The organism is Delftia lacustris (assembly GCF_040267515.1).
In the GTDB taxonomy this organism is placed as follows: domain Bacteria; phylum Pseudomonadota; class Gammaproteobacteria; order Burkholderiales; family Burkholderiaceae_C; genus Comamonas; species Comamonas tsuruhatensis.
Map to the genome: position 1 here is coordinate 2,017,523 of NZ_CP141274.1, position 26,806 is coordinate 2,044,328.

General features: G+C 62.7%; 24 protein-coding genes and 1 pseudogene. 14 read left to right on the forward strand and 11 right to left on the reverse strand.

Annotated elements, in window-relative coordinates; genetic code table 11:
- Positions 1-28: 28 nt before the first annotated feature.
- Positions 29-538 carry a DUF1993 family protein gene (locus tag U6958_RS10525; protein ID WP_016447516.1) on the reverse strand — a complete coding sequence of 170 codons (510 nt, stop codon included), beginning with the start codon at positions 536-538 and terminating at the stop codon, positions 29-31.
- A 116-nt stretch (positions 539-654) separates the two neighbouring features.
- On the opposite strand from U6958_RS10525, the gene hxpB reads away from it, so the two are divergent.
- The 4 genes from hxpB (at position 655) to U6958_RS10545 (ending at position 6,068) form a co-directional block, all read left to right on the forward strand.
- Positions 655-1,350, forward strand: a complete 696-nt coding sequence (hxpB, locus tag U6958_RS10530; protein ID WP_223275131.1) for a hexitol phosphatase HxpB — start codon at positions 655-657, stop codon at positions 1,348-1,350.
- A gap of 162 nt (positions 1,351-1,512) precedes the next feature.
- Positions 1,513-2,133 carry an RNA polymerase sigma factor gene (locus U6958_RS10535; protein WP_016451324.1) on the forward strand — a complete coding sequence of 207 codons (621 nt, stop codon included), beginning with the start codon at positions 1,513-1,515 and terminating at the stop codon, positions 2,131-2,133.
- Complete coding sequence (locus U6958_RS10540; RefSeq protein WP_046986590.1) at positions 2,130-3,164, forward strand: FecR domain-containing protein; 1,035 nt, start codon at positions 2,130-2,132, stop codon at positions 3,162-3,164. Before U6958_RS10535 ends, U6958_RS10540 begins: the two co-directional genes overlap by 4 nt.
- Before the next feature lie 276 nt (positions 3,165-3,440).
- Positions 3,441-6,068, forward strand: coding sequence for a TonB-dependent siderophore receptor (locus U6958_RS10545; protein WP_074920942.1), 2,628 nt, complete (start codon positions 3,441-3,443; stop codon positions 6,066-6,068).
- A gap of 195 nt (positions 6,069-6,263) precedes the next feature.
- Here the strand turns inward: U6958_RS10545 and U6958_RS10550 are convergent, their stop codons facing one another.
- From U6958_RS10550 to U6958_RS10560, 3 genes and pseudogenes are all read right to left on the reverse strand, one after another.
- A complete protein-coding gene (locus U6958_RS10550; protein ID WP_074920941.1) occupies positions 6,264-7,346 on the reverse strand; it encodes a metallophosphoesterase in 1,083 nt (360 codons plus the stop codon).
- Positions 7,347-7,441: 95 nt separating this feature from the next.
- Complete coding sequence (locus tag U6958_RS10555) at positions 7,442-7,942, reverse strand: dihydrofolate reductase (protein WP_017406729.1); 501 nt, start codon at positions 7,940-7,942, stop codon at positions 7,442-7,444.
- Between the two features lie 21 nt (positions 7,943-7,963).
- Positions 7,964-8,140 (reverse strand): annotated as a pseudogene (locus U6958_RS10560) (thymidylate synthase); the annotation flags it as partial.
- Positions 8,141-8,168: 28 nt separating this feature from the next.
- On the opposite strand from U6958_RS10560, the gene U6958_RS10565 reads away from it, so the two are divergent.
- The 7 genes from U6958_RS10565 to U6958_RS10595 all read left to right on the forward strand — a co-directional run bounded on the left by U6958_RS10565 (position 8,169) and on the right by U6958_RS10595 (position 15,286).
- The gene (locus U6958_RS10565) at positions 8,169-9,512 is read left to right on the forward strand and encodes a tyrosine-type recombinase/integrase (RefSeq protein WP_074920940.1); all 1,344 of its coding nucleotides are present in this window, start codon (positions 8,169-8,171) and stop codon (positions 9,510-9,512) included.
- Positions 9,499-9,828 (forward strand): hypothetical protein, encoded by a 330-nt coding sequence (locus U6958_RS10570; protein ID WP_143044498.1) that lies wholly within the window; start codon positions 9,499-9,501, stop codon positions 9,826-9,828. Before U6958_RS10565 ends, U6958_RS10570 begins: the two co-directional genes overlap by 14 nt.
- 17 nt (positions 9,829-9,845) lie before the next feature.
- Complete coding sequence (locus tag U6958_RS10575; RefSeq protein WP_143044497.1) at positions 9,846-11,546, forward strand: hypothetical protein; 1,701 nt, start codon at positions 9,846-9,848, stop codon at positions 11,544-11,546.
- A complete protein-coding gene (locus U6958_RS10580) occupies positions 11,547-13,403 on the forward strand; it encodes a site-specific integrase (protein ID WP_083393564.1) in 1,857 nt (618 codons plus the stop codon). It begins immediately after the preceding gene.
- Positions 13,400-13,846, forward strand: a complete 447-nt coding sequence (locus tag U6958_RS10585) for a hypothetical protein (protein WP_074920938.1) — start codon at positions 13,400-13,402, stop codon at positions 13,844-13,846. The genes U6958_RS10580 and U6958_RS10585 overlap by 4 nt, the downstream gene beginning before the upstream one ends.
- 21 nt (positions 13,847-13,867) lie before the next feature.
- Positions 13,868-14,701: a thymidylate synthase gene (locus U6958_RS10590; protein ID WP_074920937.1), complete on the forward strand. Its 834-nt coding sequence runs from the start codon at positions 13,868-13,870 to the stop codon at positions 14,699-14,701.
- Positions 14,702-14,770: 69 nt separating this feature from the next.
- On the forward strand, positions 14,771-15,286 hold the full coding sequence (locus U6958_RS10595; RefSeq protein ID WP_350337306.1) for a hypothetical protein: 516 nt from the start codon (positions 14,771-14,773) through the stop codon (positions 15,284-15,286).
- On the opposite strand, the gene U6958_RS10600 is transcribed toward U6958_RS10595, so the two are convergent.
- From U6958_RS10600 to U6958_RS10610, 3 genes are all read right to left on the reverse strand, one after another.
- Positions 15,182-16,329, reverse strand: a protein-coding gene (locus U6958_RS10600; protein WP_089577556.1) for an IS3 family transposase whose coding sequence is annotated in 2 segments (ribosomal slippage) — positions 15,182-16,068 and positions 16,068-16,329 — 1,149 coding nt in all. Because the reading frame shifts where the segments join, the coding sequence is not laid out codon by codon here. The two genes, U6958_RS10595 and U6958_RS10600, sit on opposite strands and share 105 nt — an antisense overlap.
- A gap of 452 nt (positions 16,330-16,781) precedes the next feature.
- Positions 16,782-17,969 (reverse strand): IS481 family transposase, encoded by a 1,188-nt coding sequence (locus tag U6958_RS10605; protein WP_012202818.1) that lies wholly within the window; start codon positions 17,967-17,969, stop codon positions 16,782-16,784.
- Positions 17,970-18,072: 103 nt separating this feature from the next.
- The gene (locus U6958_RS10610) at positions 18,073-18,762 is read right to left on the reverse strand and encodes a thymidylate synthase (RefSeq protein ID WP_244160466.1); all 690 of its coding nucleotides are present in this window, start codon (positions 18,760-18,762) and stop codon (positions 18,073-18,075) included.
- A gap of 176 nt (positions 18,763-18,938) precedes the next feature.
- Here U6958_RS10610 and U6958_RS10615 point away from each other — a divergent pair, with 176 nt between their 5' ends.
- The gene (locus U6958_RS10615; RefSeq protein ID WP_016447509.1) at positions 18,939-19,520 is read left to right on the forward strand and encodes a hypothetical protein; all 582 of its coding nucleotides are present in this window, start codon (positions 18,939-18,941) and stop codon (positions 19,518-19,520) included.
- 78 nt (positions 19,521-19,598) lie between these two features.
- Here U6958_RS10615 and U6958_RS10620 read toward each other — a convergent pair whose 3' ends face one another.
- Positions 19,599-21,029, reverse strand: a complete 1,431-nt coding sequence (locus U6958_RS10620) for an FAD-binding oxidoreductase (protein WP_017406726.1) — start codon at positions 21,027-21,029, stop codon at positions 19,599-19,601.
- Positions 21,030-21,073: 44 nt separating this feature from the next.
- Entirely contained in the window at positions 21,074-21,472 is a 399-nt protein-coding gene (locus U6958_RS10625) for a DUF2069 domain-containing protein (protein ID WP_016451330.1), read from the reverse strand.
- A gap of 101 nt (positions 21,473-21,573) precedes the next feature.
- On the opposite strand from U6958_RS10625, the gene U6958_RS10630 reads away from it, so the two are divergent.
- Positions 21,574-22,926, forward strand: a complete 1,353-nt coding sequence (locus U6958_RS10630; RefSeq protein WP_061287463.1) for a YihY family inner membrane protein — start codon at positions 21,574-21,576, stop codon at positions 22,924-22,926.
- Here the strand turns inward: U6958_RS10630 and U6958_RS10635 are convergent.
- The gene (locus U6958_RS10635; protein WP_016447505.1) at positions 22,923-23,276 is read right to left on the reverse strand and encodes an Mpo1-like protein; all 354 of its coding nucleotides are present in this window, start codon (positions 23,274-23,276) and stop codon (positions 22,923-22,925) included. The two genes, U6958_RS10630 and U6958_RS10635, sit on opposite strands and share 4 nt — an antisense overlap.
- 216 nt (positions 23,277-23,492) lie before the next feature.
- On the opposite strand from U6958_RS10635, the gene U6958_RS10640 reads away from it, so the two are divergent.
- Complete coding sequence (locus U6958_RS10640) at positions 23,493-24,314, forward strand: alpha/beta fold hydrolase (protein WP_016451331.1); 822 nt, start codon at positions 23,493-23,495, stop codon at positions 24,312-24,314.
- Positions 24,315-24,327: 13 nt separating this feature from the next.
- Here the strand turns inward: U6958_RS10640 and U6958_RS10645 are convergent, their stop codons facing one another.
- Positions 24,328-26,760, reverse strand: a complete 2,433-nt coding sequence (locus U6958_RS10645) for an acetamidase/formamidase family protein (RefSeq protein ID WP_074921365.1) — start codon at positions 26,758-26,760, stop codon at positions 24,328-24,330.
- Positions 26,761-26,806 lie beyond the last annotated feature (46 nt).

The following is a 26,806-nucleotide window of genomic DNA, read 5'->3' on the forward strand; positions in this document are numbered from 1 at the left end:
AGCGCTGGCCAGACCGGCCACGGCACGCTCAGTAGCTGCCCATGTAGTCGCGCTTGCCGACCTCGACGCCGTTGTGGCGCAGCAGGGCATAGGCGGTGGTCACATGGAAGAAGAACTGCGGCAGGCCGTAGTGCAGCAGGTAGGCGCTGGCGGTCAGCTTCTTTTCCTTGGGCGTGCCGGGGCGCAGCACGATCTCGCGGGACTCGCTTTGCGCGAACTGCTCGGGCGCGAACGAGCCCACATGGTCCAGCGCCTTGGTGATCAGCGCCTGCAGGTCGGCAAAGCTGGTCTGCGTGTCGGGCCACGAAGGCACCTCGGCGCCGGCCAGGCGCGAGGCGATGCCCTTGGCGAAGTCCGCAGCAATCTGCACCTGGCGCACCAGCGGGAACATGTCGGGGAACAGGCGGGCCTGCAGCAGGGCGTCGGGATCTATGTTCTTCTGCGCGGCGTGTTCCTCGGCCTTTTTGAGCACGTCGGACAGGGCTTTCAGCATCTGCTGCAGGACGGGAATGGAGGCGGTGTACAGGGGGCTGGTCATTGCGGGCTCGCTAAGGATTGTGAAGGGCTGGCAATCGCATGCATCTGCATCCATCGCCAGCCGGCACAGGCTAACAGCAACTGCTTTCACTTGCCGCCTGCGCTAGCATGCGCGCCATGCAAATCCCTGAAGCCGCTCCCTCGTTCGCAGGCCTTGGCCAGGCCGGATTCGGCGCCGCCATCTTCGACATGGACGGCCTGCTCATAGACTCCGAGCCCTTCTGGAAGCGTGCCGAGCGCGAGTCCTTTGCCGAGGTCGGCATCGACATCACGGCTGAGATGTCCCGCGTGACGGCGCCCATGACCACGGCGCAGGTTGCCGCGCACTGGTATGCCCACCGGCCCTGGCAGGGGCCCAGCCAGCGCGAGCTGGAGAGCCGCGTGGTCGCGCGCGTGGCGGCCCTGGTCAGCGCGCATGGACAGGCCCTGCCCGGCGTGCGCGAAACACTGGGCGCCTGCCGCGCCCTGGGCTGGCGCGTGGCGCTGGCTTCGAACTCTCCTTTGTCTTTGTGCCACCACACCCTGGATGCGCTGGGCCTGCGGCCGGCGTTCGACGCCATCGTCTCGGCCGAGCAGGTGGTGCGCGGCAAGCCCGCGCCCGACATCTATTACTTCGCGGCGCAACGCCTGGGCGTGCCGGCCGGGCGCTGCCTGGTGTTCGAGGACTCGGTCTCGGGAACACATGCGGCGCGGCAGGCCGGCATGACCGTCATCGCCGTGCCGTCCGAGGACCAGTGCTTCGACGGGGCGCAGCCTGCGCCGAACTGGGTGGTGCCCACGCTGGTGGCGCTGCATGGGGCAGCGGGCCGGTAAGGCATCCGCAGCACCCGCATCGCATGGCGCGTGTCGGCCGCAAGGGTGTTGATGAGAACCATTCTCAGTACAATCGCCGCCCGTGCCGTTCTTCTTCGTCCTGTCCGTTTCCCATGCTGGCGTGCCTGCCTGCGTCCTGACCGCTGTGCCGGGAGCCTGCCCGTGAGCGCGCGCGTGCCAGGCGCGGACGATGATGCCGCCCCCTCGCTGCTGGCCCGCGTGTATGCGCGCTGGCACCAGCCTCTGCGCCGCCTGCTGGGCCGGCAGATGCGCAACCGCGAGGATGCCGAGGATGCGGTGCAGGAGGTCTTCGTGCGCTATGCGGCCTCGGGCAAGGCCCTGCCGCCCGAGGAGCAGGAGCCCTATCTGCGCGTGATCGCCCGCCATGTATCGCACGATGCCTGGCGCCGCTCGGAGGGCGCGCCGGGGCGCGAATCGGTCTCGCTGGATGAACACATGGAGCTGGCGCAGCAACTGCCGGCCGGCGAAGGCTCGGACCCCCTGCAGGCGGCGCACCACCGCGAGCGCCTGTGCCGGCTGGAGCAGGCCATGGCCGAGCTGCCCGAGCGTCGCCGCGAGGCCTTCGTGCTGCACAGCATCGACGGGCTCACGCAGACCGAGGTGGCGCAGCGCATGGGCATTTCGCGCCGCATGGTGCACAACCATGTGACGCTGGCCATGGCCTATTGCGAGCTGCGCGTGCAGTACGGCAGCGCCGAAGACATGCGCCTGATGCAGGGCCTGCTGGCGCAGGCCGCGACGGACGGGGAGGGCCGGGAATGACGCTGACCCCGCAACGCCTGCGACTGCACGCCCGCGCCGCCGACTACTTCGCCCGCCGCCGTGAAGCCGACTGGACCGGCGCCGACGAGCGCGAACTCGACGCCTGGCTGGCCGCCGACCCGCAGCACCGCAGCATCTTCGAGAGCCTGGGGCGCACGGTGCTGGACCTGCAGCAGTTGCCCAGGCCGGTGCTGGCCTGCGACGCGGCTGCTGCGCCGCAAGCCAGGGCGAGCGGGCCGCGTGCGCAGACACAGGCCCACTTGCCCGCGCCGGCACGTCAGCGCACACGCCGCGGCCTGATGCCGGCGTTGCTGTCGGTGGCTCTGGTCACGACGCTGGCCCTGGGCGGCGGCTGGTATGCCTGGGACAACCACGCAAGCCATGTGATCGAGATGGCCACCGGCCCCGGCGAGGTGCGCGAGGCCGAACTGCCCGATGGCACGCGGGTCACGCTGAATTTTTCCTCCAGGCTGCAGGTGCGCTACTACCCGCGCCGCCGCGAGACGGTGCTGGATCAGGGTGAGGCCTTCTTCCAGGTCGCCGCCGACCGGTCGCGGCCCTTCACCGTGGACAGCGGCGCCAGCCAGATCCGCGTGGTGGGCACGGCCTTCAATGTGCGCGCCGGGCCGCCAGCGCTGGTTGTCAAGGTGCTGGAGGGCAAGGTGGAGCTGCGCCCCGATCGCCATGCGGCGGACGACCGGCGCCTGCTGCTGGGCGCGGGCGCAGGCATGTCCGTCGATGCCCGCGACGGCACACGGCAGCCGCTGGCCGCGGGCGCGGACACCGTGGGTGACTGGCGCAGCGGCCAGCTGGTGTTCCAGCAGGCGCCGCTGACCCAGGTGGCAGCCGATCTGGCCCGCTACCTGGGCCGGCCCGTGCGCGTGGACGGCGATGCGCGGCTGGCCGCGCTGTCCGTGTCCGGCGTGGCGCTGACCGGCAAGCCCGAGGTGTTTCTGCGCTCGCTGCCGCACTTGTTGCCGGTGCGTGTGCAGGGCGATGCGCAAGGCGGCTGGCGGATCTCGGCGCACTGAGTGCTCTTTCTCTTCTTTTTGTAAATAAATGTAAATTACCCGTTTTCCTGGTCTCGCCACATTCCCACTTTGGCGCGAAGGCGGGTTTTACCTTCATGGAGGCCGGGTTTTCTCGCGCCTCCATGGTTGCCAGCCAGGCCGCTGCCCAGTGCACAGCTCAGCCAACAACCGCGACGGCCGCGCACGCGCGTGGCGGGTGGACGCTCAACTGTCTGCCTGCCACCCACCGCGCACACCGCGACAGCGGGCAATGGACACAGTGCAGCAGGAGCAGGGATGCAAGCAGGAAAAGAACACGGCAGCGCCGCCATGGGCGCGGGCATTTGGGGAGGAGAGTTTCAGCACAGGGGCAGGCCATGGCGGCGGGCAAGGATGCCGTCGCTGGTGGCCGCAGCCCTGGTCGCGCTGGCGCAGCCGGCGGTGCAAGCGCAGCAGCCATCGTCCGTGCAGGCGGGGCAGGCGGGGCAGGCGGGCCAGGCAGGGGAGCTGGCCTTCAGCATCGCGCCCCAGCCGCTGGCTGGCGCGTTGCGCCAGTTCACGCAGCAGGCCCAGCACCAGGTGCTGTTCGATCCGCAGATCGTTGCAGGCCGCACTTCGCCGGCCTTGCAGGGCCGCTTCACGCCGCGCCAGGCGCTGGACCGGCTGCTGGCCGGCACCGGCGTGACCGTGATCGATGCCGTACCGGGCGCCTATACGCTGAAGGCACCGGCCAGGGAGCCGTCGCCGGCAGCCGATGCTGCGCTGGGCACGGTGCTGGTCACGGCCCAGGCGCACGCTGGCGATACCACGGAGGGTTCGGGCTCCTATGCGGCCTCGCGCGTGTCGCTGGGCAAGGGGCAGAGCGTGCGCGAGACGCCGCAGTCCATCTCCGTGGTCACGCGCCAGCGCATCGAGGACCAGGGCCTGGTCTCCGTGGGCGACGTGATGCAGCAGACCACGGGCGTGACGGTGGACTACGCGGGCTCGGGTGGCCTGGGCGGCACGGCCAACAGCTTTTATGCGCGGGGCTTCCAGATCAGCAATGTCCAGATCGACGGAGCGGCGGTGGACGCCTTCAGCCAGGGCACCTTCGACCCCAACATGGCCATGTACGACAGCGTGCAGGTGATCCGCGGCGCGGACGGCCTGTACAGCGGCAATGGCGAGCCCGGCGGCTCCATCAACCTGGTGAGAAAGCGCCCCACGGCACAGCCGCAGGTGCTGGCCTCGGCCTCGGTGGGCAGCTGGAACCAGCGCCGGGCCGAAGTCGATGTGGCGGGCCCCCTGGCCGCCGATGGCCGGGTGCGCGGCCGCGCCGTGCTGGCGCACAGCGACCGCGAGTTCTTCTATGACTACGCCGATGCGCGCAACACCTTGCTCTACGGCATCGTGGAAGCCGATCTCACGCCGGCGACCAAGCTGACCCTGGGCGGCAGCTACGACAAGTCGGCCAGCCTGCCCTGGCGCAGCGGCCTGCCGCGCGCGGCCAATGGCGACGATCAGCACCTGCCGCGCAGCACGGCGCTGATGGCCGGCTGGGGCCACTACGACAGAACCAACAAGGAACTGTTTGCGCAGCTGGAGCAACGGCTGCAAGGCGACTGGCGCGTCCGTGCCCATGCCAACTACGTCAAGGTCGACAGCGACAGCCGTCTGGCGGACATGTCCGGGGCGGTGGACCCCTCGACCGGCCTGGGCGCGGCGCTCAGCGGGTTCTCCAACGATTTCTATTCCACCAAGAAGGCGCTGGATGCCAACGTCAGCGGAACGTTCTCCTTGCTGGGGCGCAGGCACCGGCTGCTGCTGGGCGCGGACTGGGTCAAGATCCGCGACACGCAGGACACCTTTCTCTCCGAGGTGGATACGCCGGCGGGGGGGATCAGTGTGTTCGGCTTCGACCCGGGCGCCATTCCCCTGCCCAGCTTCGTCTGGAAGACGCGCAGCTTCGCGGGCTATGGCGCCACGCAGAAAGGCCTGTACGGCCGGCTCAACCTGAGCCTGACGGACCGCCTGACCGCCATCGTCGGCGCGCGCCGCGCCAGCTACGACACGCAGACGCCCTGGCTGCGCTTCGACCGGGCCGGCAATCTCACCAGCCGCATCGTGTCGTCCTATGGCGAGAGCGGCATCTTCACGCCCTACGGTGGCCTGGTCTACGACATCGACGACCGCTGGACTGCCTACGGCAGCGTCGCCGAGATCCACAAGTCTCAGGCCGACAAGCTGGGCGGGCCCTTGCCCGGCACGCCGCTGGACCCCATCAAGGGCCGCAATTTCGAGCTGGGCGCCAAGGGCGAGTTCAACGAGGGCCGGCTGATGGCCTCCATGGCCCTGTACCGCATAGAGCGCAATGGCGAGGCCGTGGCCGATCCCTCCTACCCCAACACCGACATCGGCGACGCGGGCCTGAACTGCTGCTGGCTGAGCAAGGGCAAGGTGGTCAGCCAGGGCGTGGAAGGCGAGATCTCGGGCGAGCTGGCGCGCGGCTGGCAGCTGTTTGCCGGCTACACCTTCAACCGCAACCACAACAAGACGCCGGGCATCGAAGGCATCTACCACTCCGTCACGCCCAAGCATCTGTTCAAGCTGTGGAGCACCTACCGCCTGCCCGGCGAGCTGTCGCAATGGACGATTGGCGGTGGTGCCAATATCCAGAGCGCGCATTTCGTCAGCGGCTCGGCTAATGCCTTCAATCCTGACACGGGCAAGTTCGACGGCGCGGCCGTGCCCTTCAAGTTCAGCCAGGGCGGCTATGCCGTGTGGAATGCCAGCGTGCAGTACCGCATCAACCGCAACTGGCAGGCCGTGCTCAACCTGAACAACCTGTTCGACAAGGTCTACTACCGCACAGTGGGCACCAGCGGCGGCAACAACTGGTATGGCGAGCCACGCAATGTGATGCTGACGCTGCGCGGAACGTTCTGAGGCACCCCTGAGCGGCTGCGCCGCTTCCCCCTCTCTTCGGAGAGGGCGGACACCCTCTGGGCGTGGCGCCCAACGCCAGCAACCTGCTGGACAGGCGCTGCTACCTGCCTTCGTTCAACACGGTGTCGGGCAACAACTGCTACGGCGCACCGCGCTCGCTGCTGCTGACGCTAAGCGCCGCGTATCTGGCGCGTGCTATGCGGCAGCGGCCGCCGCAACGCCGAACTCCTCGCTGTCCGCCTGGGCACCGTCGTCGAACACCAGGCGGCGCTCAGGCCAGCGCATGGCGGCAAGCTTGAAACGCTGCTGCGGGTCCTCGCCCGCCAGGCGGGCATTCCAGCGGCCGCCGACCGAGTAGTCCACGCAAAACACATTGCCGCGCCGGCCGTGCCAGGACAGCGGGCCCGTCTGGCCGAACAGGTTCTCGGCCTGGGCGCCATGGAAGGACGGGCCGCCGCGATTCAGGCGCCGCCAGTAGTGGCCCACGACCACGGCCTGGGCATCCTCATATTCGTTCCACCAGGCCACGCGCTCGACGAAGCGCCACTTGCCGCCCGCGTAGAAGGGATTGCGGCATTCGCGCTCCACGCCCGAGGTCAGCACCTTCAGCGGATTGACCATGGCCTTGGCCAGTTCGCTCTCGCTGTGCGCGGGCAGGAAGGGCGGCAGCCAGTTGCGGTCTTCCAGGTCATGCGGCCATTGCCGGCGTTCGGCGCGCATGCGTTCGGCCACTTTGTTGACCTGGGCCTGCTGGGCGGCCACGGCCTCGAAGTGGTCATAGGCGCTGCGCGCGCTGCCCGGCGGCAGCTCGCGCGCCATGGCGATCTGCTGCGGGCGCCAGGCCGCGTGGACCACGCGCAGGTCCTCGCGTTCCATGGCGATGGGCAGCCGCTCCAGCAAGGCCAGGGTGTCGGGGATATCGCACAGCGGCATGCGTGCGAACGGGGCGTACTTGGGTGTGTCGGAGGCCACGCGGCTGTCGAAGAACCAGCCGGAGCCGTCCTTGGCATCCTCGCGCAGCAGGTTGATTTCGTGGTTGCCGAGCACGGCCAGCGCATGGCCCGACTTCAGCATGGGCACCACGCGGGCCAGCACGCCCGGGCTGTCGGGACCCCGGTCGCAGAAGTCGCCCACGAAGACCAGGCGCCTGCCCTGGGGATGGCGGCCCAGCGCGTCGTAGCCCAGATGCCCCAGCAGATGCTCCAGCGCTTCGGCTTCGCCATGGATGTCGCCGACGATGTCGAGCGGACCGGGGGGCAGGGGCTGGACGAGGCTCATGGCGGAAAGATGCAAAAGACGGCGCAGGCTTGGAAAACCGACATTATTTGCACAGACCCGCCGTGCCCGCCAGCCCCGTTTGCGACAGGACCGTGTCAGCGCCGTTGCAGGCGCACAAAGCTGTAGGGCAGGCCATTGGCTGCCACATGGCGGCTGCGCGAGGCCTCCTGCCACTCGGGGCCCGGCGTGGGTGCGAAGGCGTCGCCTTCGTAGTCGCGTTCGATTTCAGTCACCTCGATGCTGTCGGCCAGCGGCAGGGCCTGGGCGTAGATCTGGGCACCGCCCATGACCCACACGTCGGCGGATGCCTGGCGGCCCAGCGCCAGGGCCTGCTCCAGGCTGGTGGCATGCAGCACGCCGGGGGCGGCTGGCTCGGGTGCCCAGTCCGCCTGGCGCGTGACCACGATGTTGGTGCGCCCGGGCAGCGGCCTGAAGCGGGCCGGCAGCGAGTCCCAGGTCTTGCGGCCCATGACCACGGCCGAGCCCTGGGTCAATTGCTTGAAGTGCGCCAGGTCCTCGGGCAGGTGCCAGGGCATGGCATTGTCCTTGCCGATGACGCCGTTGGCGGCGCGTGCGTAGATGAGATGGATGGCCATCGGGCGGGTCTTTCTGCTGCCTCAGACGGCCACGGGGGCCTTGATGGGCTCGTGGTGCTGGTAGCCGACGACCTCGAAGTCCTCGTACTCGTAGCCGAAGATGGAGTCGGGCCGGCGCTTGATCTGCAGCGTCGGGTAGGCGAAGGGCTGGCGTGCCAGCTGGGTCTCGACCTGGGTGAAGTGGTTGTTGTAGATGTGTTTCCGGAACCAAAGCGGAAGTACCATTATGTCGATCATAGCAGCGGAAATTGATGTCAAGGCTGTTTGGCCCGGGGTGCCGGGGAGTATCGAGCGGGCATCCAGCTGTCAGTTTTTTGGATGTCTCTTCGTGCAAGCCCTGTACTCTACTGCCCGCCTGGTGAAGTTCTTTCCTCCCAAGGAGCCCATAACTCTTAGCTCGAATGGCGAGGTCGTGGAACTGCGAGCAGCAAGCTACTACGTGCTGCATAAGGTTTACTCTGTCGTCGACTCCCATGGGGTCATCGTGCGGAGCATGCATGACTGGCTGAGCAAGCTGAACAAGGAGGTCGGGTTGGCTCGTGCGGGAAGCACCGTCGAGCAATATGGCAAGGCGCTGAGCTACCTGGTTCGCTGGATCGAGTGTCACCCTCCATACGCAAACCTAGACCTTGAGCAGAACATAGCGCAGCTTACGCGCGAGGACCTGCTTCGCTGGCTGCAGCACATGAAGACGTCTGGTGCGAAGAGCCGGAGAACACTTCGGCAACGCGAGGCCGCTGTAAAGGAGTTCCTGCTGTGGCTCACCACCTATGAAGGCTCTCATCGGCGGAGCGAACTGAACTCGCCCTACGGCCGTGACGGCATGCTCAAAGGGATAGTCAAAAGCTCTAGTCCGAAGAGTCCTAAATTTCTGCCGACAAGTCTCATCATCGAGGTGTTGAACGCATTGAAGAATGAGTGCGAGCGATGTATGTTCCATTTCCAGTACGACACCGGGCTGCGCATCTCGGAGTTGATTGGCCTACGGTTATCAGAGGTTCCGGTACTTTCTGGATTCTCTGAAGCGCACGAATATATTCCGCTATGCGTCCGGGGAGTCAAAGGATCGGCGGGTGACTTTAAGGAGCGGATTACCTTGGTATCTCGTGCCGTTTTGATTCGACTCAAGCGGTATCACGCTAGCAAGGAGTACAGACTGAGCCCCGGCTGGGATATTGACGATGGCAATAAACCTGCGTTCCTCTCGGTAAATGGCTTTCCGTGGTCACTGCGTAATGCATCTAAGCAGTTTAAGACAGCTGTTCGTCGTGTTGACGCCGATGACGCGTTTAGCACCCACTGGATGCGACATGGAACAGCTTTCTCCATACTTCGGTCTGATATGGGGAAGGATTATCAGGACAAGATGCTTATTGTTATGTCGATGTTGGGGCATAACAGTGTTAAAACTAGCCAAATTTATACACAGATTTCTCCTGCAATGTTGACTGAGCTGACAAAAGTTGGCGTGGAAAGAAATCGCCTTGGCGAAGCTGAGGAAATTAGAGCTAAGACGTATTTGGCTCCGCTGAAGAATATGGAGAGGCGAGGTCATCGTGAACGCCGCTGATAGTCCTGTTGTGGTTGGTCGTATGCCTGCGGCCACACTCAGTTCGCCTCATGCGCAACTGTATTGGATATTTTCTCAGGTTGAGGCTGAGCAAGATAATCCTTCGACTGCGGCAGTGTGCGTATATGCTAGAAATAAATATCTAGAATTCATTTTTCAGACTTGCGCGTACTATGAGGGGTTGACCGTTGCTTCTCGATTCGAATTGAATAAATATTGGGAGGCAGATGCATTAATTCGTTTTAATAGATGGCTTGATTCTCAGAATCTTGCTAGTAAAAAAAATACGCTATTTATAAAAGTGTGCGGGCGGTGATGGATTTTGCGTACGCAATGCGATTCTTGGATGTGCCTGTCTATCACGCTCCAATGTTTAAAGGGGTTATTGAGACTGAGGAAAGGACAGCTTATCCGCCAGAGCAGCAGGAGTTTATTAATGCTGAAATAGCTCGATGGATTTCGTTGGCAATTTCGGTGGTTCAAGGCTATGTTCCAACGGGTAATGGAATACCTTATAGAGCTACTGGTAGGCTGACACGTGAAGGGAGCCGAATAAAGCCAGCGGCACTCGTGTCCAAGGATGAAAATCGGGCCTTATCCGCGGAGCTGAATGGCTCAGGTGTTCCGATACCTTTGTCGGTAGAAGGCATCACCTATTGCAGCATCCGCCAGGCAGCTGCTGCATATGGCGTCAAGCAGGGAGTTGTCTCACACAGGTTGAGGAGGGGGTGTACTCCCGAGCAAGCAGTCGGAATTCTTCCAGCGGTAGTCCCTATGAAGGATGAGCGGGCATTACTTTGGATGTTCGAGAATGAGTATGACTGCAACCCCTTGGAAATGCTCCTTGAATTCAAATCGAGAGGAATGGGGGTTGTTGCAACGGATCGTGACCTCCGTAGGTGTTTTATGAAGTGGGGGGTGTGGACGCACATCGATGACCGGTTGGTTCTGCCACTAGCAGTTGAACTCGCGATGCTTACGGGCCTGAATGTAGAGTCGCTTAAGTCTCTGACGCTGGCTTCTTACGTGCCATCACACCCACTTACCCATCAAGCGGCGATACGATTCAATAAGGAGCGAGCAGGCAGCGCAACTCGGTCAACCGAGCTGGAACTTCACCTTTCCACCCTTGAGCTCGAAGAGGTCTATATAGACGGGGATAAAGCCGAGAAAGTTCATCGGCTTATTCTGCTTATTATCGCAGTTACATCGAAGATTCGCCATCTTGCACCTGAGGATATTAAAGAAAAGTTATTCATTTTCGAGGACGTGGACGCTAGTCGTCGATCGGGGAGAAAAATCGTTGTTGATTTTGATCCCAAGGGGAAGGTAGGAGTTTGGTATCGACGATTCAAAAATGAATCGGGGTTTGCGAAAACCTTCGGCAAAAGTATAAATTTTAATGTTGCTAAGTGTCGCCCAACTTTGGTCACTAACATGGTGCTAGATGGGGCGAGCATGGCTCAGATACAGGCCGTACTTACACATTCTGATATCCAGTCTACTACTTCGTATCTGCCGGAGCGGCAACTTCGCCCCCTCTTCAATAAGACAATGAGTGAGGCTTTAACGGAAATTTCTCAGCGCTCTAAAGCCGCCGCGAAAGTGATGGCTGAAAAGAAGAGCAGAGCGGACTCGCTGGCTAATGAGTCTATCGCCTTCCATGAAACTTTATCGGGGGTAGGCTGTCGCGATCCCTTCAACCCTAGCACCAACATTCGCGCTGTGTCAGGCTACGTACCAGGTTCAAAGTGTAAATTTTGGAACATGTGCTTGTTATGCGACTCATCATTGGTGACTGAGAACTCGCTTCCAAAGCTTATTGTTTACGGTCGGAAGATAAAAGAGGCAATTGCATTTGATTCTCCTGCAATACAACCTAAGGCGCTGCTTCTAAAACAGATAGATAGCCTCATTGAGGGGATTTTGGAGGCGGATGCTATTTTTTCAAAAAGTGTCATCGAGACCGCGAGTTTAAGAGCCGCATCTTTGGATGATGTTTTGATTGATATGTTGATATATCAAGGGGTTTAAATGCTCTTATCTGCAAGCATTGATGCGCGCATTAATCAGTTGATGGAGGGTTGTCGGTACTTTAGTGCTAGTACGCCTCTGTGGGATAGTTATTTCGGTGAGGAAGTGTGGCGTGAGAAAGTAGCTAAATCCAGTATTTGTTGGAAAGATTACATGTTTGGTCGTGGAGCAGGCAGGGGTAGCTCTAAGAATGGGAAGAATAACAAATATAAATATTGCCTCACGGTCTCGATGGTGGGTGATTTAAAAATTGCGGGTGCTATACATGGTCTGTATCCAGGGATACTGGAGAATGCTCGTTTGCGTAATAGCTCGACCACCTTGGCCACAGTAAAGGGGCGGGTAGATGAACTGGCGAAATTCTTTTCTATTATTCTTGACGGGAAGAGTGACGCTGTACGAGCGCGGTATGTGAATTTTTCAGATTTTACTATTGATGATTTGACTGTTGGGATTTCTTTGTTTAAAGGGCGGCCTGAAGCACTGAGGCGAGCGTTGAAACTTCTCTCTCATCCAATTGTTCAAAAAAATCTTTCTGCCCCATTGCAATGGACGTTGCTAGACATTACCAAGAGCACGTTTAATTGGGGTAAGAGTCCTGATTCTGTGCCGATTCCCACATTGACCGACCTCCAGTTTTTGATGTTGCTTGATTATTCGAAGCGTAGTGTCGTTGGCTTCTTGAATGGGATTGGTGCGACTGTTTCTGAGAAATATGTTGGGGTAGAATATGTTAAGGGGCATTTTGATTCAGATATTCTTAGAGGGCCGATAGTAGAAGGTTTTTTGAAGGGATCGATTTCTGAGAAAGATGCTGCTGAGCGCTTGGGGCTGAGTTATAAAAAGTTTGTGGTGGCGCTTAGTGATGTTCAGAATTCAGCGCTGATGATCGTTCTTTTGCTTACGGGAATGCGAGCCTCCGAAACCACGCACTTATTAAACGGGTGCCTTGAAGAAAAGCACGGTTACTGGTTCTTAAAATCAAAAGTTGTCAAAGGTAAGCCTAGGGCGGCGCCGCCTGTTGAGGGCTGGTTGGCTGTTCCTTTGGTTCGCGATGCATATTCGGTATTGTCTATGCTTTGCACCCGGGTTAACGGAAGTCACCTTTTTTCGTCGATTCATGATTCTTGGAGCACAGACGATGGAGAAGCATTCTCTGGTCACTCATTGAGAACGAAGTTCAGTCGATGGATTAATAGAATTGACACTGATGGATTATTTTCTGGACACGGTTTTACTGTGCATCAGTGTCGTGAAACTCTTGTGGCGCAACTTGCTGCGCAGGAAGTTGGGCTTGCTTTTATTAGTCTGCAACTCAAGCATTTTCACAGCCAGTTGAACAGCATGCCAAACCTAGTTACTGCCTCATATGGGCAGTATCGCTCTCAATTACTTTCGAGTGTCTCCGCTAGGCTTGCGGTCTCTCGGGAGGATGCGCTGATGCAGCTTTATGGGGAGAACGCCAAGCTCGCGGGGCCAGGTGCAGGCGAGCAAAAGGTGAGGATCGACAACTTTTTTGCAGGCTTGGGACTTTTCGGCGAAGACCGGGTCCAGTACGTAAAAAACATGGCCCGGAGAGGTGTCCGACTCATGCCCACGAGCATAGGCAGCTGTACAAAGAGTTTCATCGCTCCTGATGGAGGCAAGCTTCCTCCTTGTGCAGGAGACTACAACTGTGATCCTAATTGTCAGAGCCATGTAGTCACGGAGCGCGGTCTTCGCGTGGTGAAGCTTCGGAGAGCGCACGCGATGACTGAAATGGAAAGCGAACCGGCGCAGGGCTACAAGGAGGTCTTGGGCAACCTCATCTCGAAGTTCGATCACATGATTGCTGCCGCAGAGCGGGGGACTACATGAGTCGTCCAGACGAACTGTCGAAGCAACAGGAAGAGGCTTCGCAGAAGAACGACGAGAGCATCATCGAGGCCTTCAAGAAGTTGGAGGCGGAGGTCGGGCCGGGCAGGCGTCTGCCTACCGTCGAGACCGTTGCCAGCATGTCGGGTGTGGCCCGGAACACTGTTCGCAACCGCGACTGGGCTCTCAAGAGACTGAAGCACATCAAGGAGGCGTACAAGGCTGCCCGAGTCGGGAAGGACATCGCTGCAGGCGCTGAAAGCCAGCCTACGCCAGCGCAGCTCGTGACGGCCCTCCAGGAGCAGGTAGATGGCCTGCTACGGCAAAATGCGATGTTGTACGAAGAGGTGCTATACCTTAGGAAGCTCGTTGCCACAAAGGACCTCGAGCTGGACGAACTCCGTTCATCGCGCGAACTCTCGGGCAACGTCCGGTACTTGCGATAACTTGCGTAGATTGGTAATTTGATGAAGCAATACTTGGAATTGCTCGAGGACATCCTCGAGAACGGCGAGGTCAAGGGTGACCGCACCGGTACCGGCACGACCTCGGTGTTTGGCCGGCAAATCCGCCACAACCTGTCGCACGGCTTCCCGTTGCTGACTACTAAAAAGCTTCACTTCAAAAGTATCGCCAACGAGCTGATTTGGTTCCTGAGCGGCAACACCAACATCGCTTGGCTCAATCAGAACGGCGTGAGCATCTGGGACGAGTGGGCTACTGCCGATGGGGAATTGGGCCCCGTATATGGTAAGCAATGGACCGCTTGGCCCACCAAAAATGGTGGGACCATCAACCAGATCGACTACGTCGTCAACACGCTCAAGAACAATCCCAACAGCCGGCGTATTCTCTTCCACGGCTGGAATCCAGAGTATCTGCCGGATGAGTCCAAGAGCCCGATTCAGAACGCTGAAAATGGTCTCATGGCATTACCTCCTTGCCATTTGCTGTACCAGTTCTACGTGGCCAACGGTAAACTTTCCTCTCAGCTATATATCCGTAGCTCGGACAGCTTCCTCGGTCTACCTTACAACATCGCATCGCTGGCCTTGCTAACCCATATGCTGGCTCAGCAATGCGATCTGACTCCACATGAAATCGTGGTTAGCATAGGTGATCTGCACGCGTACGCAAACCACATGGAGCAGATTCAGCTACAGCTCAAGCGGTCACCCAAGGCGCTGCCTCGCTTGAACATCGTTCGAAAACCTGACTCGATTTATGACTATCGATTCGAGGACTTCCAGATCGAAGGCTACGATCCCGACCCCGGAATAAAAGCGCCCATCGCTGTCTGACCATTAGCTCAGCCAAACATAACGCCCCTCCAACTGATATTGGCGGGGCTTTTTTTTCGATGCCCAAGCATGAAACTGCTGGCGGCTCAGCCGCCGATGGCCTGGCTATCACAAACGGCCCATGGCTACCTGCTGAACGAATTTCTGTCGCCCTTGGCGAACAAGCGCACAGATGAGTACGGAGGTAGCCATGAGAACCGCTACCGCATCGTCCGCGAGGTCATTGATGCTGTGCGCAGCGAATGGACCGGCCCCCTGTTTGTCCGCGTCTCTACGACCGACTATGTCGAAGGCGGTAACACGCCAGAAGACTTCGTAATCTTCGGCAAATGGATGAAGGAGCAAGGCGTCGACCTGATCGACTGCTCTTCCGGTGGCATTGCCATGGTGAAGGTCGGTACTTATCCGAACTACCAGGTGCCTGCGGCAGAACTCCTGCGCAAGGAAGTCTGGGCTGCTGCCGGTCTCGTTGACACCGACCTAAGCTTCTTGAGCTTGCTCGAACTGTACGGGACTGAGATATCCGAGCGTCGAATGCCGACGCGTCGGGTTGTAGAAGCACTCGATGTAATCGAACACATCTGAGCGGGCCTGGCCTCGTGTCCTGTACACCTTACGGGCCGTGCGCTCGGTCTTCAGAGAACTGAAGAAGCTCTCCATGGCCGAGTTGTCCCAGACCTCGCCAGCCCGACTCATGCTGCAAGTGATGCCCTGTTCGTCCAGCAGCCTCTGGAAGTGCTCGCTTGTGTATTGGCTACCCTGGTCCGAGTGGTGCAGCAGTGCCACTGGCCTGCCCCGGCGCCACACAGCCATCATCAGCGCGTCCACCACGAGCTGCGAGGTCATGCTCTCCTGCATCGACCAGCCCACGATTCGACGGGAGTACAGGTCCAGTACCGCAGCTACGTAAAGCCAGCCTTCTGCCGTCCAGATATAGGTGAAGTCGGCCACCCATTTCTGGTTCGGACCATCTGCCTGGAACTGACGGTCCAGCACGTTGTCAGCCACAGCACCACGCGCGCCACGGTCCTTGGGTAGTCCACGCCTTCGCGGTCTCGCACGCAGCGCCTGCTCCCGCATGAGCCGCTCAATACGATGCAGCCCACAGGTCTGGCCTTGCTCCAGCACGTCGTGCCACACACGGCGTGCGCCGTAGGTGCGGTCGCTGCGTACAAAGCTCTGATGCACTTGCGCACCCAGCACCTCGTCGCTGAGGCTACGCCGGCTCCTGGGTCGTGTGAGCCAGGCGTAGAAGCCGCCTCGCGAGACACCGAGCGCCTCGCACATCAGATTGACCGGCCAGGCCCCTCGGTGTTTCGCCACGAAGCCGAACTTCACATCGACTCCTTCGCGAAGTAGGCCGCGGCTTTTTTCAATATGTCGCGCTCCATCTTGAGCTTGGCCACTTCCTTGTGCAGCCGTGCTATCTCAGCATCCTGCGCCTTTTGTTTGCCGTTGCCAGGGAACGCCTCCTGAGGCTCCTGCCTCAGCTCACGCACCCACTTGCGCAGCACGTTCTCGTGAACGTCCAAGTCTTTGGCTGCCTGGGCCACAGACACGCCACGCTCAACGACCAGTTTGACCGCCTCGAGTTTGAACTCGCGACTGAATGTCCTTCTTCTCTCCATTAACCACCTCCGGTTTCATCTGCCACCTTAACAAGGTGTCATCGAAACCGGCAGCAGCCCAAATTGCGCTACCTGACGTCTGATTCAGTTCGTTGTTGGAGCCCTACCGCCGCTTGCACCGAGTTTCTAAATGACTTACGCACCTCAGCTAGACGGGAAAGGTTGGCGGGTGCGAGTGCCACGACCGAGGCGCACAGCGCTTACGTTGGGAGCCACCTTCTTCAGGTCGAGGGAGGTCGAGCGAGATGCAAAAATTTGGCAGCGTTGCGTGATGAAAATGGCGGACGTCGGTGGGTGGCTCGTCCATCATGCGGGCCTCATCCAAGTCGACGAATGTGCTCAAGGTGTGGTCTTCGCAGGCCAGGGGGAGGTGGTATTTTTTAGGAAATACTACCCATCAACTTCGGAGCAGCGCTAGATGTACGTGTCAAGGACATGGGTAACAACTCAGCTCACAGACATGGGTAACACTTCAAGCTCACATAGTCCTTCTGCGGTCCTCGCACATCCTCTTCGTTGAAGCAGCCCAGTCGCACCGGCCCCAGATACACATCCCACTGGCCAGCGGCCACCTCCTGCATCCCGATCCACTGCCCCGCCAGCAGGTAGCCTATGTAGACCCGCAGCGCTCGCCAGTAGATCAAGCCGTTGTGGCTGACCCGAACCCTTTCCCAATGCTTCGGGTACTGCAGCTCGGGTAGCTTTGAGGGGTATGGCCTGGTCGAGTCGCTGTAATGCTGGGCCGGCATGCTTTGCTGCAAGGCCTCATGCGGGCGCTGCTGGTTGTAGTGCTCCACAAAGGCATCGAGCTGCATCTGCAATGCCGCTTTGTCCGCCGCAGGCTCTTTGCCCAGGGCATGCTTGAGCGTGCGGTGCATCCGCTCGTGGCGACCGTTTTGCTGTGGCTTGCCCCTCTCGATGCGCTCCGGCCTGATGCCCAGCCTTATCCACCATATCGCCAGGCGTGACAGGCCCGCCACGCCAGTAGTCGCGAACGGCGGACCGTTGTCACTGCGTATGCGCTCGGGCAGTCCGTATTGCCGAAACACCTGTTCGAAGCTGCGTTTGGCATCCTCGTAGTTGGGGCTGTCGTAGACATGCACGGCCAGCAAATAACGGCTGGCGTGGTCCATGATGGTCAATGGATAGCACCAGTGACCATCGGCTGTCTTGAACTGGCCTTTGTAGTCTGCACTCCACACCCCATTGGGCTGCTTGCTCGTTCGCAAGGGCTGGGCCGTAGGCACCGAGCGTCTGCGTACACGCCTGCTGCAAACAAGCCCCTCAGCCTTCAGCACGTTGTAGATGGTGGTTTTGCTGGGTGTCTCCTGTGGGCCCCAGCGCTGCAGGAGCAAAGCGTGCAGCTTCTTGGGCCCCATCTGTGACCTTTGCTGCGTGCGCAGCTCAATGATGGCCCGGCGCTGTGCATAGCTGATCGCCTGATTGTTCCCGTGGGGCCTGCGACTGCGTTCTTGCAATCCATCCATGCCCAGTTGGCGGTAACGCTCAACCCACTTGTAGGCCGTCTTGCGGCTGATGCCGTAGCGCCTGCACAGCTCGCTCAGCGGCGCACCACCGCGCAGGTGGTCGGCTATGAAGAGCAGTTTCTCGTCCATGGGTGCGCACTCCTTCCAGGGCATGGTGATCGCTCCTTGGCTGCTGTTGGCTCCAGCTGCCAAGCTTGGATCTGTTACCCATGTCCTTGTACTGATGTGTCACCTATGAGTGTGAGTCGTACCAGACTCAGTGGTAGGTTGGTTTTTTTTCTGGTTCCAGAAAAATGTGGCAGTCGCCACCGGTCCAGACGAAGTCGCCCACCTCCAGGTCGCATTGCTGGGCCAGCATGTGGGTCAGCAGCGCGTAGCTGGCGATGTTGAAGGGAACGCCCAGGAAGATGTCCGCGCTGCGCTGGTATAGCTGGCAGCTGAGCTTGCCGTCGGCCACGTAGAACTGGAAGAAGGCGTGGCAGGGCATGAGCGCCATCTGCGGCAGGTCGGCCACGTTCCAGGCGCTGACGATGATGCGGCGGCTGTCCGGGTTGCTCTTGAGCTGCTTGACCACTTCGGCGATCTGGTCGATGTGGCCGCCGTCCGGCGTGGGCCAGTTGCGCCATTGCACGCCATAGACCGGGCCCAGGTCGCCGTCCTCGCGGGCCCATTCGTCCCAGATGGTGCAGCCGCGCTCCTGCAGCCAGCGCACATTGCTGTCGCCGCGCAGGAACCACAGCAGTTCCAGGATGATGGACTTGAGGTGCACCTTCTTGGTGGTGACCAGCGGAAAGCCTTCGGACAGGTCGAAGCGCATCTGGTGGCCGAACACGCTGCGCGTGCCCGTGCCGGTACGGTCGGTCTTGGACACGCCGTGCTCGTACACATGGCGCATGAAATCTTCGTACTGGGAGCAGGCTGGGCGGGGCGCAGGAGTCGTGTTCATCTTCCGGATTATCCCTTGATGAATACGGCGCCTTGTCCGACGGTATCCATGCCCCTTGAAACAAGGTCTGGCGCCCCGGGTGCGAAAATGCCCGCAGACTGGTGCCGGTGCATTGCCCAGGCTTTCGCACCGGCGTCACCGCTTTTTTCGCATCCGCTTTGACAAGGAGCTTGCGCATGTCTTCCATGCTCTCCCCCTGGCAGGCCGCCGTTGCATTGGGTGTCGCCATGCTGGCGCTGACAGCCTGCGATCCGCGTTCTCCCTCCGTCCCGACTCCCAAGGCCGCGCAGTCCGTCGCACTCGATGTGGCTGCGCCAGCCCCGGAATTGGTGCTGGCGTTTCCCGCGCGCACGCGCATGCCCTCCACCGCCAAGGCGGGGGAGCCCGGCCTGGACAGCCTGGCCGAGTACGTGGGCAAGTATCCCTACGACGGCACCAACTACCTGGAGCAGGGCGTGCTGGCCGACCGGCTCAAGGCGCTGCTGGGCACCAGCTACCCGACCCTGCTGAGCAATATGCGTACCGTGGGCCCGCTGACCAAGGAAGGAGATGTCTGGAGCATCGTCGGCCTGCGCCCGCACCAGGGCGGCGAGGAAATGGGCGCCATCGTGATCGATCCCGCCCGCAATGCCCTGCGCGTGTGGCTGCTCACCGGCGGCAAACAGTCCGACTTCTCCGATGCGGCCGGCGCCGACATCGCCTGGCCCGAACAGGTCAACAAGACGATGGCCAATATCGAGGCCAAACCGGTTTCCTGACAAGGCAGGCACGGGCCGCTCCTGGCTCAGGACGGCGCGTGCAAACCCGGCGCTGCCCCAGAAGGGGCGGCGTTGCGCTCAGGAGGCTTGCCTTGGCAGGATGCAGCCCGGGTTCATCAGTCCCTGCGGGTCCAGCGCCTGCTTGATGGCGCGCATCATGCCCAGCGCCACGGGGGACTGGTACTTCTGCAGCTTGTCCACCTTGAGCGCACCCACGCCGTGCTCGGCCGAGAACGAGCCGCCGAATTCGGCCACGGCTTCATAGACGAGGTGGTTGACCAGGTGCTCTCGCTCGTTGAGGAAGGCCTTGGCGTCACCGCCCTCGGGCGCCTGCACGTTGTAGTGCAGGTTGCCGTCGCCCAGGTGGCCGAAGTTGACCAGGCGCACGCCAGGGATCTCGCGCTGCAGCACGGCATCGGTGTGCTCGACGAAGGCGGGGATGCGCGATGCGGCGATGGAGATGTCGTGCTTGATATTCAGGCCTTCCTCGGCCTGGGCCAGCGGAATGCTTTCGCGGATGTGCCACAGCTCATGGGCCTGCGACAGGCTTTCGGCCACCACGGCGTCGAGCACGCAGCCGTCCTCGAAGGCCAGCTCCAGCAGCGCCTCGAAACGCTCGCGCGCATGCTGCTCGGACTCGCTGTCCGAATTCTCGACCAGCACGTAGTAGGGCGGCGCGCCGATCAGCCCGGCAAAGGGCACGCGCAGCTGGGGCATGTGCTTGATCACCAGCGACAGCGCGAACTGGCCCATGACCTCGAAGCCCGTCAGGCCCGCGCCCAGGTACTGGTGCGCCATGCCCAGCAGGCGCACGGCCGCTTCCATGGAGGGCACGGCGGCGAAGGCAGTGAGCTGGGCCGCAGGCTGGGGGAACAGCTTCATGGTGGCGGCGGTGATGATGCCCAGCGTGCCTTCGCTGCCGATGAACAGGTCGCGCAGGTCGTAGCCGGTGTTGTCCTTGCGCAGGCCCTTGAGGCCGTCCCAGATCTCGCCCTGCGGGGTGACCACTTCCAGGCCCAGGCACAGCTCGCGCGTGTTGCCGTAGCGCACCACCTGGGTGCCGCCCGCGTTCGTGCCCAGGTTGCCGCCAATGGTGCAGCTGCCTTCGGCGGCCAGCGACAGCGGGAACAGCAGGCCCTCTTTCTCGGCAAGCTCCTGCAGGCTTTGCAGGATGCAGCCGGCCTCGACGGTGAAGCTCAGGTTGTCGCGGTCGATGTTGCGCACGGCATTCATGCGCGTGAGGCTGAGCACGACCTGCGTGCCGCTGTCGTCCGGCGTGGAGCCCACCGACAGGCCGGTGTTTCCGCCCTGCGGGATGATGCTGGTGCCTGCGGCCGCGCATTCGCGCACCACGGCGGCCACCTCGGCCGTGCTGGCCGGGCGTACCACGGCCAGGGACTTGCCGCGCACGCGGCGGCGCCAATCCTGTTCGTAGGCCACAAGGTCGCCCTCGGTGAGGACATGGGCTTCGCCGACGATCTGGCGCAGGCGTTCAAGCAGTGCAGTCATGTTGCAACTTCTTTCAAAGACGTGAAGGCATGAAAACGGGGGGCTCAGCCGCCGGCCGCCTGGGCCGCGCGGCGCGCGCTGCGCTGGCGCCAGCGCACATGCAGGGCGCAGGCGGTGAACAGCATCAGGCACAGGAAAACTTCGAGCAGCGCCAGCCAGCGCCCGGGCGCGGGATCGCTCCAGGCGCGCACCACGCCCTCGGTGAAATAGATCCACACCAGCAGGCTGACCCAGCGGTAGGTGTACATGCGGTGCTTGAGCAGGCCGATCAGCGGAATCGCCAGCGGCAGGGCCTTGAGCACCAGCCAGGAGCCCCCGGGCCGCATGGGCGCCAGCCACAGTTCCCAGGCCAGGCTCAGCACGATCAGGCCCATGAGGCTGGAGACCGCCAGCCAGCGGGTGGCGGCGACATCGGCGCCGGGGCGAGAAATGGAATCAGTCATCGGGGTGGCATCATATCGGCCATGGTCTTGACCTTTGAACATGTGATTGCTTGGATGGCCGCGCCCGCTGCAGACATGCGCCTTGCGGCGGAGATGGGGCGATGAGCGGCGGCCCCGAAAAGGAGCCCGTCGATGGCCTGGAGGATGGCTCCCTGGCGCTGCCCGTTCCTGCCCGGGAGCGCAGCCTGTCCCTGGCCGAGCCGCCCGAGCCTGCGGTGCCGAGATCGTGGCGCGAACGCTGGCGCTGCTTTCCATGGCGCAATACGGCACACACGCTGCGCGAACGCTTTCGCGAGGACCGGCTGGGCGTGACCGCCAGCAGCCTGACCTTCACCACGGTGCTGGCCCTGGTGCCGTTCTTCACGGTGGCGCTGGCGCTGTTCACGGCCTTTCCCATCTTCTCCCGCGTGCAGATCGTGCTGGAGCGCTGGCTGATCGACAGCCTGATCCCCGAGACCATCGCGCGCCAGGTGCTGGGCTATCTGACGCAGTTCGCCTCCAAGGCCAGCCAGCTGGGCATGGCGGGGTTTTCCATTCTGGTGATCACGGCGGTGGCGCTGATCCTCACCATTGACCGCACGCTCAACAACATCTGGCGCGTGCGCCAGTTGCGGCCGCTGGGCCAGCGCGTGCTGATCTACTGGGCGGCGATCACGCTGGGCCCCCTGGTGCTGGGCCTGAGCCTGGTGCTGTCGTCCTATGTGATGTCGGCCTCGCGCGGGCTGGTCAATGCGCTGCCCGAAGGCTTGCGCTTCATCTTCGATTCCATCGAGTACCTGGCGCTGGCCGCTGGCATGGCGGGCCTGTACCACTACGTGCCCAACACGGCGGTGCGCTGGCGCCATGCCTGGGTGGGCGGCCTGTTCGTGGCCACCTGCATGGAGCTGGCGAAGAAGGCGCTGGGCCTGTACCTGGCCTCGGTGCCTACCTATTCGGTCATCTACGGCACCTTCGCCACGCTGCCCATCCTGCTGATCTGGATCTACATGGCCTGGGTCATCGTGCTGCTGGGCGCCGTGGTCACGGCCTACCTGCCCATCGTGATGGCGGGCGTGCAGCGCATGCCGGGCCAGCAGGGCTGGCAGTTCGAGATGGCCGTGGAGATCCTGCAGTACCTCGCACAGGAGCGCGAGTCGCCCGCCAAGGGCTTGTACGCCAGTGATCTGGCGCGGCGCCTGCGTGTGGACTGGCAGCAGATCGATCCGGTGCTGCAGGCGCTGTCGGTGCTGGACTGGGTGGGCACGGTGCAGGCCCCCGGCACTGTGGCGGCCAGCGAAGGCCCCGAGCCCCGCTACATGCTGCTGGTGGAGCCCCATCGCACGCCGCTGCAGCCGCTGGTGCAGCGTCTGCTGCTGGCGCCGTCGCCGGCCGTGCAGCCGCTGTGGGATCGCACGGGGCTGGCAGGCATGACGCTGGCCGATCTGCTGGAGCAAAGGCCGCAGGCTCCGGTCTAGAGCGGGATGCGGCCCGTCAGGATGTCGCGCCACATCACCCAGTCGCCGCGAAAGCTGTAGAGCGGGCGCTTGAAGCTGGCGGGCCGGTTCTTCTCGAAGCCGAAATGCCCTATCCAGGCAAAGCCGTAGCCAAACAGCAGGCCGCCCAGCAGGAACCAGAAATTGCCGGTCAGGAACAGCGCGAACAGGCACAGCAGCGCCAGCGTGGAGCCCACGAAGTGCAGGCGCCGGCAGGTGCGGTTGCTGTGCTCCTGCAGGTAGAACGGATAGAACTCGGCAAAGCTCTTGAACTGGCGCGGGTCCACGGCAGCCTGTGCGGCGCCGGGCAGGGGAGCGGAAGCGTGTGACATGGCAGGCCTTCGCAAGCATGGGGTAGGGTCAACTTATACGCTGCTGCCTTGCCGCTCACCATCGGAGGAACCCGCGCGCCCAGGTTCGCAAAAGCTGCCCCGAGAGAGACAAAAGCTGCCGCATTCCGCCCTGCGCGTCGCCACGGTGTCGCCCTCTGGCGGCATGCGGGCGCATGATGTCTGCCGGGCCGGCGCTGACCGGCATGGAGTTTTTCGATGCCTTCCTCCTGCATGACCGACATCCCCGCATCCCTGAGCGAAACCCGCATTTCCACGCCCCAGGGCAGCATCTACGTCAGGCGCTGGCAGGCGCCGGCGGCCGGCGAAGAGTCCCTGGCCCGCGCGCCCATCGTGCTGCTGCACGACTCGCTGGGTTCGGTGGCGCTGTGGCGTGATTTCCCGCAGCAACTGGCCGAGGCCACGCGCCGCGATGTGCTGGCCTACGACCGGCTGGGCTTTGGCCAGTCCGACCCCTATCCGGGCACGCTGGGGCCGGGCTTTGTGGCCCGGGAGGCAGAGACCGTGTTTCCGGCAGTGCACCAGGGGCTGGGCCTTGGGGATTTCATCGTGCTGGGCCACAGCGTGGGCGGCGGCATGGCCGCCATGGTGGCGGCCCGATACGGCGCGCAGTGCAAGGCGGTGGTCACGGAGTCCGCCCAGGCCTTCGTGGAAGATCGCACCTTGCAGGGCATTCGTGCGGCCCAACAGGATTTCGCCCGGCCCGGCCAGCTGGCGCGCCTGGAGAAATACCACGGCGACAAGGCCGCCTGGGTGCTGTCTGCCTGGGTCGATACCTGGCTGTCGCAGCCATTTGCCGACTACCGGCTGGACGAGGCGCTGGAGCGCGTGCGCTGCCCGGTGCTGGCCATCCACGGCGAGCATGACGAGTTCGGCTCCCTGGTCCACCCCGAGCGCATCCGCGACCGGGCGCGCGGCCCTGTGGAGGTGGAGATCGTGGCCGGTGGCGGCCACGTCCCCCACCGCGAGCAGCCCGAGCGCATTGCCCAGCGCATCGCCCGCTTTCTGGCACGGGTCTGATCCCGGGTGGGCTTCAGTGGCCCGCCTGGGCGGACGCCGAGAGCTCCGGCGGAAACAGCTTCTTCTTGATCACGGCGTGCACGCCCCAGTTGCCGTCCACCACCTGCGTCACGGCGAAGTCCACGGCCACGGAGATCAGCGATACGGCCTCGTCCTCGTCCAGCCCGTGGGCCAGCATCAGATAGCGCCTTGCCTTGTGGAAAGCGTCACGCATGGCGCCTTCCAGCGATGACTTGCGATAGACCTGGGACTGCGCCTGGCTGCCCAGTTCGGCCAGGTGGTCGGTGAAGCTGAAGCCCTGTATCACCCATTCGGAGCCGGTCTCCAGGAAAGGGTGGTCCAGCTCTGCAAGGAAGCGGTTGTCCAGCGCGGCGCGCTTGTGCACCCGCAGCTCGAAGCTGCCGGTCAGCGAGCATTCGATGGCCGTGCCGCACAGTTCCGAGTCGCCTTGGGATGCATGCGGGTCTCCCACCGAAAACAGTGCGCCTGGCACCGATACGGGCAGGAAGAGGGTGGCTCCCTTGCCCGCGCGCCAATTGTCCAGGTTGCCGCCGAAGTAGCTCGGCGGTATGGAGTCGATCAGGCCGGCCTCTCGCGGTGCCACGGCCAGCATGCCGAAATGCGGACGCAGCGGCACGCGTGCCTTGTCCAGTACACCAAAGCGCCGGGTGATGCTGGCGGGGTCCACGGGCACGCCCGGGTAGTCGATGGTCGGATGGACCACGCCGAAGGGGTCGGTCTGCGGCGTCCAGCGGTAGTTGTAGACGGCGCGGGCCGTGGGCTCCTCGGGCAGTGCGTGGTCGATTTCGTAGATGGTGACCACTTCGCGCTGGCGGGGCTCCGTGATCTGGTCGCGGTAGTGAAAGCCCCACCAGGCGGCGGCGTTGCTGCCGAAGACACGGCCGTGGTGGGCGGGGCTGCAGCTGGGGCGTGGCTGCACGTCGAGGATGCGTATCTCCAGCAGGTCGCCAGGTTCGGCCTCATGCACATAGACGGGGCCGGTGCAGATGTGCACGCCGAAGCCCTCGCCCGCGCCGCGGCCGTAGATCGAGGCATCCATCGGGCCCGCGCCGCGCCGGTCCACGGCCTTCTGGGCTGCGGTCCAGTGGAACACGCTTTCGGCGCCCGGATCGCCTTCGATCATGCGTTCCCAGTCGTCCGAGGCATGCTGGGTCAGCGTCTCCATGGTCACCACGTCACCCGAGCGCACCGAAAGCACGGGCTTGAGTGAACGGCTCAGGTAGCCCCAGTGCACGGTCTTGTCGGAGACCGGAAGATAGTAATGCTGGGGCGACGCACCGCCATTGTCTGCGTGCGCCGAGCGCTTGGGCACAAGGGCCAGCGCCTGGGCGTAGCGTGCATGGTCGCGCAGCAGGGCCTGGAACGGGCTGTGTGCCAGGCGCGCTGCGGCCGGTTCTGCACCCTGCGCAGCGCTCTCGGCGGGCGAGGGGCGTCCGCGCTGGCCGGGCGGCGCATCCTGCACGCGCGCCGGACTGGCGCGATAGGCCTTGGGGGACAGGCCATAGCGGGCCGTGAAGGCACGGCTGAAGTTGGCGGCATCGCCAAAGCCCCAGCGAAAGCACAGCTCGGCGATGGAGAAATGCTGCAGCGAGCGGTTGCTCAGGTCCATGCGGCAGCGCTCCAGCCGGCGTTCGCGCAGGTAGGTGCTGAAGCTGGTGGCCGCTCCCTTGAACAGCTTTTGCAGATAGCGCGTGGACAGCCCCTCGGCTTCGGCGATGGCATCGATGGACAGCTCGGCATCGCCCAGCCGGGTTTCGATGGCGCGGCAGATGCGGCGCAGATGGCCAAGCTGCACGGCGCTGGGCGGCTCGGTCGCCTCGGCCTGCTCCTGGTCGGGATTGCCGGCGCGCGGTGTCAGGCAGGTGACCAGCATGTCGGTGAGCGTGGCCTCCACCGACAGCAGATCGTCCTGTGCCAGTGTGTCGATCTGCTCTGCCAGTGAGGCCGCCATCGCCATGCACATGGCCCCCACACCGCCTGTCCCGCCGATGTGCCTGGCCTCGGGCGGGCACGAGCGCAGCAGGCGCAGCAGAAAGCTCGAGGACTCCAGCCGAGCAAGCAGCAGGCGGCCGTCGCCGGGCAACTGCAGCTGCCATTCCCGGTCTGACTCCAGCAGCAGCGCGGAGCCGGCCTTGAGCGGGAACGCGGCGTCCTCGACCACCGCATCGGCGCTGCCTTGCAGCAAGGCGCACAGCAGCAGGCCCGGGCCGCGCAGCCGCTTGGCCACGGCCCGCAGCGTCAGCGGCGAGGTGGCCAGCGTAATGAATACCGATCCCAGTGGCGAGCTGCGCAGCGCCAGGTGGGTGGCCGGCGGCGTGGGCGCTTCGCCATGGATGTCTGCCCTGGACAGCGCCTCATTGAGCGCAGCCTGCCGCAAGGCATCGGGAAATGCGTGGGTGGAAAAGCGTCTTGGATCGTCGTGCATCAGGGGCGAACTATGAACTGCCGCGTACTGCCTGTCCAAGCCCGGC